Annotated in this window: 7 protein-coding genes; all 7 read left to right on the top strand. The window is 66.1% G+C overall.

The window, feature by feature from the left end; translation table 11 throughout:
- On the top strand, positions 1 to 1,048 hold a 1,048-nt coding region (locus ACIQ42_RS13950), incomplete at its 5' end, for a thioesterase domain-containing protein (RefSeq protein WP_397422850.1).
- A 183-nt stretch (positions 1,049 to 1,231) separates the two neighbouring features.
- Positions 1,232 to 1,420, top strand: a complete 189-nt coding sequence (locus ACIQ42_RS13955; RefSeq protein ID WP_397422851.1) for a hypothetical protein — start codon at positions 1,232 to 1,234, stop codon at positions 1,418 to 1,420.
- A gap of 81 nt (positions 1,421 to 1,501) precedes the next feature.
- On the top strand, positions 1,502 to 2,443 hold the full coding sequence (locus tag ACIQ42_RS13960) for an alpha/beta fold hydrolase (protein WP_397422852.1): 942 nt from the start codon (positions 1,502 to 1,504) through the stop codon (positions 2,441 to 2,443).
- Positions 2,444 to 2,654: 211 nt separating this feature from the next.
- Entirely contained in the window at positions 2,655 to 2,921 is a 267-nt protein-coding gene (locus tag ACIQ42_RS13965) for an acyl carrier protein (protein WP_397422853.1), read from the top strand.
- Positions 2,922 to 3,158: 237 nt separating this feature from the next.
- Entirely contained in the window at positions 3,159 to 4,820 is a 1,662-nt protein-coding gene (locus ACIQ42_RS13970) for a fatty acyl-AMP ligase (RefSeq protein WP_397422855.1), read from the top strand.
- A complete protein-coding gene (locus ACIQ42_RS13975; RefSeq protein WP_397422857.1) occupies positions 4,817 to 5,698 on the top strand; it encodes an acyl-CoA desaturase in 882 nt (293 codons plus the stop codon). Before ACIQ42_RS13970 ends, ACIQ42_RS13975 begins: the two co-directional genes overlap by 4 nt.
- On the top strand, positions 5,695 to 6,696 hold the full coding sequence (locus ACIQ42_RS13980; protein WP_397422859.1) for an acyl-CoA desaturase: 1,002 nt from the start codon (positions 5,695 to 5,697) through the stop codon (positions 6,694 to 6,696). The genes ACIQ42_RS13975 and ACIQ42_RS13980 overlap by 4 nt, the downstream gene beginning before the upstream one ends.
- The last annotated feature ends 142 nt before the right edge of the window (positions 6,697 to 6,838 follow it).

The raw sequence follows: 6,838 nt of genomic DNA on the forward strand, positions 1-6,838 counted from the left end.
TCTGGCCTATGTAGCGCCGCGAAGCCCGACGGAGGCAGCGCTGGCGCAGATCTGGGGGCAGGTGCTGCGGCTGGACCAGGTCGGGGTCCACGACAACTTCTTCGAGCTCGGGGGCCATTCGCTCGACGCGGTGAAGCTGGTCAATCGCGTGCAGACCGAGTTCGGCGTGCGGTTAGCGCTGATCGCCGTTTTCAACGCCCCAACAGTCGCCGAACTCAGCCTGCGGCTAGAGGATGCCGGCCATGGCACCTTCGACCCGATCCTCCCCATCGCCGCGCGCGGGAGTCTCCCGCCCCTCTTCTGCATCCACCCGGCCGGCGGACTGAGCTGGTGTTACGCGAACCTGGCCAAGCACCTCGGCGACGAACGGCCCCTCTGGGGCCTACAGGCGCACGACGCGAAGGCGCGCCCGGAAACCTTGCGGACGCTGTCGCTTGAGTACCTAGCTCTCATTCGGACGATCCAGCCGGCCGGGCCGTACCATCTGCTCGGCTGGTCGTTTGGGGGCCTCATGGCCCACGAGATCGCCTGCCGGATCCGGGAGCAAGGGGAGGGCGTGGCCTTCCTCGGCTTGCTGGACTCCGATCCGGGCACCCTTGCGGACACGCCGCTCTGCTTCGACGACGCTGCCGCGCTCGGCCAGCTGCTGGAGAGCGCAGGCTATCCAGCCGCCAGCCTCGAAGCGGAGCGGCCGACAGCTTCCTCGACGGCGCTGGCCCACCTCAGGAGCAACCACTTGGTCCCCGCCGAATTCACCGCTGCGGATCTGACGCGCTGGCTGAACCACCTCCGGCGCAACACCGAGCTCAACGCCGCCGCCGTCCCCGCACACTTCGACGGCGATATGCTCTACCTCGCCGCAGTGGGGGAAACGCCCGACACCACCTCGCGGCATGACGCCTGGCGGCGTCTGATTGGCGGGCGGCTTGCCATCGAACGCATCGACACCGCACACCGCAGCATGCTCGACGAGGGGCCGGCGGCCCAAGTCGGTCGGATTCTTCGCGCGCGCCTTGATCAGCTGGCGATGGACCACCATGGCGAATAGGCCGCGAGCCGCGATCTCTCGCGCCGGACCCAGGCACCAAATGACCCTTCGGGCCTGTGCGACCGCGTCCGGACCTCCCAGTTAGAGATCGTGGATACTTCGCCTCCTCCTGTCATCACGCCCGCTCACGCGCCCGCGCCGCCTCCCGAAATGGGAGCGTGGACCTCCCTGGGTCTAGGCCTGTTGATCGTGATCCTGCTTGCGCCGCTTGGGCTGTGGGCGGTCCGGTTTGCCCGGCGGCAGCGTGGCGGCGCCGTGATGATGACGAGCCTCATGCTTGTCTTCGGCATGAACATACAGATCACCCCCCCGCCGCCGCCGCGGGCGGAATATGTCCAGCAAGTGAGGAAAGACGATGAAAAGCCGGAGTGACGCTTGGCCCGTCGGCCTCGCTCAAGTGCCCGTGGGAAACCGGCGCCGCAAAGCCGGCGCGGCCCCCAAGCTGCAAAAAGGATGGCGATGACTTCCCCCCACGACACCGCCGGGCAGAACGTGCAGGCTTCGGAACACAGCCACCACTCCAGAGGTTGCGAGACCCGGCTCGAGCGAGGAGGGTTGCCCGCGCTCCACCTGTCGGGCGCGGGGCACGGCGCGCCCGTCAGCCTCTTTATCCATGGCTTCGGAGACGGCGGCTATATCTGGAACGAGGTGGCACCTAGCATCGCCGGACACCGCAGATGGATCGCTCCTGACCTACGCGGTCACGGCCACTCCGGGTGGGGTGTGGCTGGCGACTACAGGGTCGCGACCTACGTCGACGATCTCCAGGATGTGATGGCGCAGGTGGGCGCGACCCGTTGGATTCTGATCGGACATTCGATGGGTGCCGAAATTGCGCTGGCGCTCGCCTCCCGCTCGGCGCGCACCGTCGCCGCGGTTGTCCTGGCGGATTTCAGCCCGGCGGCAAACACTGCGATCGTCGCGCGGGTGCGCGACAATTTCCGGGAGGCGGTGGGACGGCGCTTCGCTTCAAAAGAGGTTTTTCGTCAGCACATAGAAGCGACCCTCCCGCTGGCCGCGCCGACCAGTATTGCCAACATCGTCGAACACGCCCTTTTGGCCGCACCGGGCGGAGGCTTCATGCTAATGTGCGACCCGGGTATCGCGCAGGGTATCGGCAACCTCGATCCGGCAGCGGCCGACGCCAGGAGCGCCCGCCTCTGGTCTGAGCTCCGGGCGCTGCCAATGCCGGTTCTTATCGCGCGGGGCATAGGTTCGGCGGTTCTCGGCGAGGCCGTCGCCGTCCAGATGGCGCGCGAGGCCCTCGCCCACGGGACGCTGACGACTCTGCCTGTCGCGGGCCATGCCGTGATGGCGGACAATCCAGCGGCGTTCGTGGGGGCAGTCCGCCGTTTTCTTCAGGGTCTCGGCCTGATCGATGATGCCGTTTCCTGACCCCCCGCACCCCCGGCGCGAGCCGATCCTCGCTAGGCTTCGCGGCCGTTGCGCGACAAACGTCCCGCGCCCCGGGCGACGCCCAGCTTCTGGGTTGAGGCCATGGTAGCGACAAGCCGGTTCCAGCCTTGGACTGATCACTTGATTTCCACGATCCGCACCGGCCTAGTCGGGTGGAGCGGTGCCGCGTGGGCCGCCAGGGGAGGGTGCGATGGATGAGGTGTTTCGCCGGGTAGCGACTGTCGCTTCAGGCCTGATCATCTGTCGAATCGACACTCTGAGCCCGGAGACGCGGCTTGAGGCGCTCGGTCTGCAATCGTCGGACTTCGTCGATCTACTGTTTGCTTTGGAAGATGAGTTTGGCGTGGAGATTCCGGATGTCGCGGTTGGCGATGCCTCGCTCAGCACGCTGGGTGGGATAACTCAGGCGATTGAACGGGAAATCCGGCGCGCACAGACTGCGGAGCAGTCATCCTGACCGGCACTTCACGTGCGGCCTCTCGCGATGGTGGCGGCGGAAAAATTTTCGCCTGCACGCGAGACAGGGCGCGGGCGATGGCCTAGGCTCAGCGTGGCCCTTGCTCTGCGGCCTTCAATAGGGGGCGGCAGGGCGGTGGCCGGGCTAGGGCGGACTGCTTTGAAAGATGCGGTCATCCCGGGGTTTTCCTAGACGGCTCACGCGCCGCCTAGGAGCAGTCGCGATGAGGGGTGCCAAGTGAGGGCCAGATCGATCATCGACGTGTTGCGCGAGCGCGCAGTCTCGTCCGGAGACGAAGTCGCCTACACCTTCGTGGAAGACGACCAATGGTCAGAGGTTATCACTTATCGTGAACTCCTGACGGCCGTCCAGCGCCGCGCGGCAGGCCTGACTAAGCGCACGCTTCCGGGGGACCGCATCCTTGTCATTCTGCGGCCGGGACTTGAGTACATCGTCACCCTGCTGGCCTGTTTCTTGGCGCGGCGCGTGGCGGCCCCCGCGCCGCCTCCGCAAGGTCGCCGACTCCGGAACGCCATCGCGATGATTGCAGCAGACTGCGGCGCGAGCCTGATTGTCTGCACCGCCTCGGCGGAGGCCGCCATGTCTGCGCAGTTCTTCGTCGCCGGCATCGATCCTCCGGCTTTGTGGGTTCTGAGGGACGATGGGGAAGAAGACGCTGGAGAATTCCTCGACGAGGGTCCTGACGCCGCAGACGTGGCACTGCTGCAATACACTTCGGGATCGACCGGATCGCCACGTGGCGTGATGGTCTGCCACGGCAACCTCATTCACAACCTCACCTGCCAACAAGCCCTCTACGGGATTAGCAGCACCAGCCGGGCTGTGATCTGGCTCCCACCCTACCACGACATGGGTCTCGGAAGCGGCGTCTTGCAGCCGCTTTTCTCCAGATCACAGATCGTCCTGATGTCGCCGCTGAGAGCGATGCAACAACCCCTAAGGTGGCTGCGTTGCATCGACCAGACCAAGGCGACCGTCAGCGGCGGACCCCCTTTCGCCTTTGCGGCCTGTGTCGAGGCCGCCAAAGGGCTGGATCTCGGCGCGCTCGATCTCTCGACCTGGGAATGCGCCTTCGTCGGTGCCGAGCCCATCTCGTCGGCGTCCCTCGACGCATTTGCGGAGCGGTTCGCCCCTCATGGGTTCAAGCGAGCGGCTTTCCAAGCCTCATACGGCTTGGCTGAGGCGACCCTTCTGGTCAGTGGCGCGCCTCGTGGCGTGGGCGCCACGGTGCATCCTGCACCCGCGCCCGGCGGATCAGGGCGCATCTCCTGCGGCTATGCCGTAGCAGATTGCGAGATCCTAATCGTCGATCCCGAGCTTCGAGGCCTGAGGGCGGAGGGCGAGGAGGGTGAGATCTGGTTGCGGGGACCAAGCGTCGCAGCCGGCTACTGGGGCAAGGCGGACGACACCGCCAAGGTCTTCGGAGCCTGCTTGGCCGATGGTCGCGGCCCTTTCCTGCGCACGGGAGACCTGGGCGTCCTCTCGGGCGGCGAACTCGCCGTCACGGGTCGGCTCAAGGACTTGCTCATCTTCGCCGGGCGCAAGGTTCACGCGAGCGATGTGGAAGCAACGCTGCGCGGCGCTGCAGGTCCGCGCCTGCACGGCGTCTGCGCAGCGTTCCCGCTTGGAGAGCCGGGCGAGGAGCGGCTCGGTATCCTGATCGAACTGCGGCGCGGTGCCGACGCGCGCGCCGTTGACGAGCTTCGGGCCGCCATCATATCAGCCGTTTCGATTGAGCATGGCGTCGCTGTCCATGACCTCGCGTTCGTGACGCTCGGGCAGCTTCCGCGGACCTCGAGCGGCAAGGTGCGCCGGCATCTCTGCCGCGACCTTTATTCCGCGTCAGAGCCCTCGTTGCGGGCAGGGGCTGAATCATGATGTCCTCTGCGCAGGCCAAGCGGGTCGAGGGGCCGCTTGGCCTGCTACTCTTCATGACCTGCGTTCCCGCGCTAGGGGCGTTGGCGGCCGCGATCCTAGCGATCCGCTGGGGTGGCGTGACGCCGGCATCCCTATGGCTCTTCGGCTCTTTCTACCTTGCGAGCGCGGTTGGCGTAGAGATTGGCTTCCATCGCTACTTTTCCCACCGGGCATTCAAGTGCGGCGTCCTTGTACGCTGGGTATTGGGCGCGTTCGGCTCTATGGCCGGGCAGGGGCCAGTATTCTACTGGACCGCGACCCATCGGGATCATCACCGGTTCACGGACACCGATCGCGATCCCCATAGTCCTCGGCCCGGCGGCTTGGCGGCTCTCTGGCGCGCGCATGTCGGGTGGCTGTTCATCGCGCGGCCGATGGACCTGCGGCGTGCGGTTCCCGATCTGTTGCGCGACGCGACCTCCCTGCGCATTCAGCAGAGCTATCTCATGTGGTTCGGCCTCGGTCTGATACTGCCAGCCGCGATCGGCGGCCTGTTCGGCGGGATGCGAGGCGCGGTGGAAGGCTTTCTGTGGGGCGGCTTGGTGCGGGTCTTCGTGAACCATCACGCGACGTGGAGCATCAACTCGCTTTGTCACGCCGTGGGCAGCCGACCCCACATGACCAATGACGACAGCCGAAATCTCTGGCCCCTCGCGCTTCCGACCCTGGGCGGCGCCTGGCACAACAACCACCATGCTTTCCCGGCGTCAGCCACGAATGATTTCCGGCCCTGGCAGATCGATCCGGGGGCCTGGTTGATCCGACTGGCGGCGCGGCTGCGCCTTGTCTGGGATGTCCGGCGGCCCCCCGCCCACCTCCTGCGGACCAAGACACCATGACGCTGGTCCCGTCGCCCAAGGCGCTGACTTCGTCGGACACCGACACCTCCGGCGTGCCGGTGACAATCTCGCTGCCGCCGGCGCGGCTGCGGCTTATCCGGGGCGTTGTTTCTGGCGTGGTCATTGGCCCTTTCCTGGGCACGGTCGCAGCTCTGGCCCTCGCTGCCTCAAGCGGCGGACGGGTGTCCGCTATAGCGCTCATCGCCTTCGCTATCGCCTACTGTGTGACCACGCTGGCGGTGACGATCGGGTTTCATCGTTATTTTGCCCATCGCTCGTTCAAAACGGGGCGGACCCTGCAGGTCATGTTCGTCGTTCTGGGGTCTACCGCGCTGCAAGGTTCGTTACTGTATTGGGTGTCGACCCATCGCAGGCATCATCGCTTCAGCGACACGGCTGACGATCCCCACTCACCTCACTTCGCCCGGAAAGTGCCCGCGAGCGGATGGCGCGGCTTCTTCCACGGGCACCTAGGATGGATGTTCGCTGCGGACATGACCAACGTCATGCGTTTTGCGCCCGACATCGTGCGCGACCCACTCATCTTTCGGGTGCAACTGCAGTACGGGCTTTGGGCCGCGCTTGGTCTGTTGCTGCCGCTGGCCATCGCCGGGCTCGTCACGCGCGATCCCAGAACCGCCGTGGAGACTTTCCTGTGGGCCGGTCCCGTCCGTCTCCTGCTCGTGCATCATGCGAGCTGGGCCGTGGGGTCTCTTAGTCACCTCTATGGCCGGCGGCCTTTCGACACCGACGACCACAGCGCCAACAACCTTTGGGTCGCGCTCCTTGCCTTTGGCGAAGGCCTACAGAACAATCATCACGCCTTTCCGCGCGCGGCCAGGCACGGGTTCTCCTGGCGCGAGCCAGACTTGAGCGGCGTTGTGATTGCGGGTTTGGCGAAGATTCGCCTCATCTGGGATCTCAACGCTCCGACGAGCGCGGACCTCGCGTCACGCCGGCGCGCGCAGCCACAGCCAGCAGAGAAAGACAGGGCATGACACAGTCCACAGCGCCGAAGGATGCGCCGAGGCCCCGGCCGAGCCGGTGGCGCCGCCTGTTCAAGGCAAAGGCCGACACGGGACCCATGCCGCTTGCTGAGCCCGGTGAACTCGAAGCCTGGCTTTCCGCATGGCTCGCACC

Origin of the sequence: Phenylobacterium sp. (genome assembly GCF_044372605.1) — a bacterium.
Taxonomy (GTDB): Bacteria; Pseudomonadota; Alphaproteobacteria; order Caulobacterales; family Caulobacteraceae; genus Phenylobacterium.

Bases quoted from the DNA above. Each gene is read 5' to 3' on its own strand.
- ACIQ42_RS13960 (WP_397422852.1), top strand. From the start codon at position 1,502: ATGGCGATGACTTCCCCCCACGACACCGCCGGGCAGAACGTGCAGGCT.
- ACIQ42_RS13965 (WP_397422853.1), top strand. From the start codon at position 2,655: ATGGATGAGGTGTTTCGCCGGGTAGCGACTGTCGCTTCAGGCCTGATC.
- ACIQ42_RS13975 (WP_397422857.1), top strand. From the start codon at position 4,817: ATGATGTCCTCTGCGCAGGCCAAGCGGGTCGAGGGGCCGCTTGGCCTG.
- ACIQ42_RS13980 (WP_397422859.1), top strand. From the start codon at position 5,695: ATGACGCTGGTCCCGTCGCCCAAGGCGCTGACTTCGTCGGACACCGAC.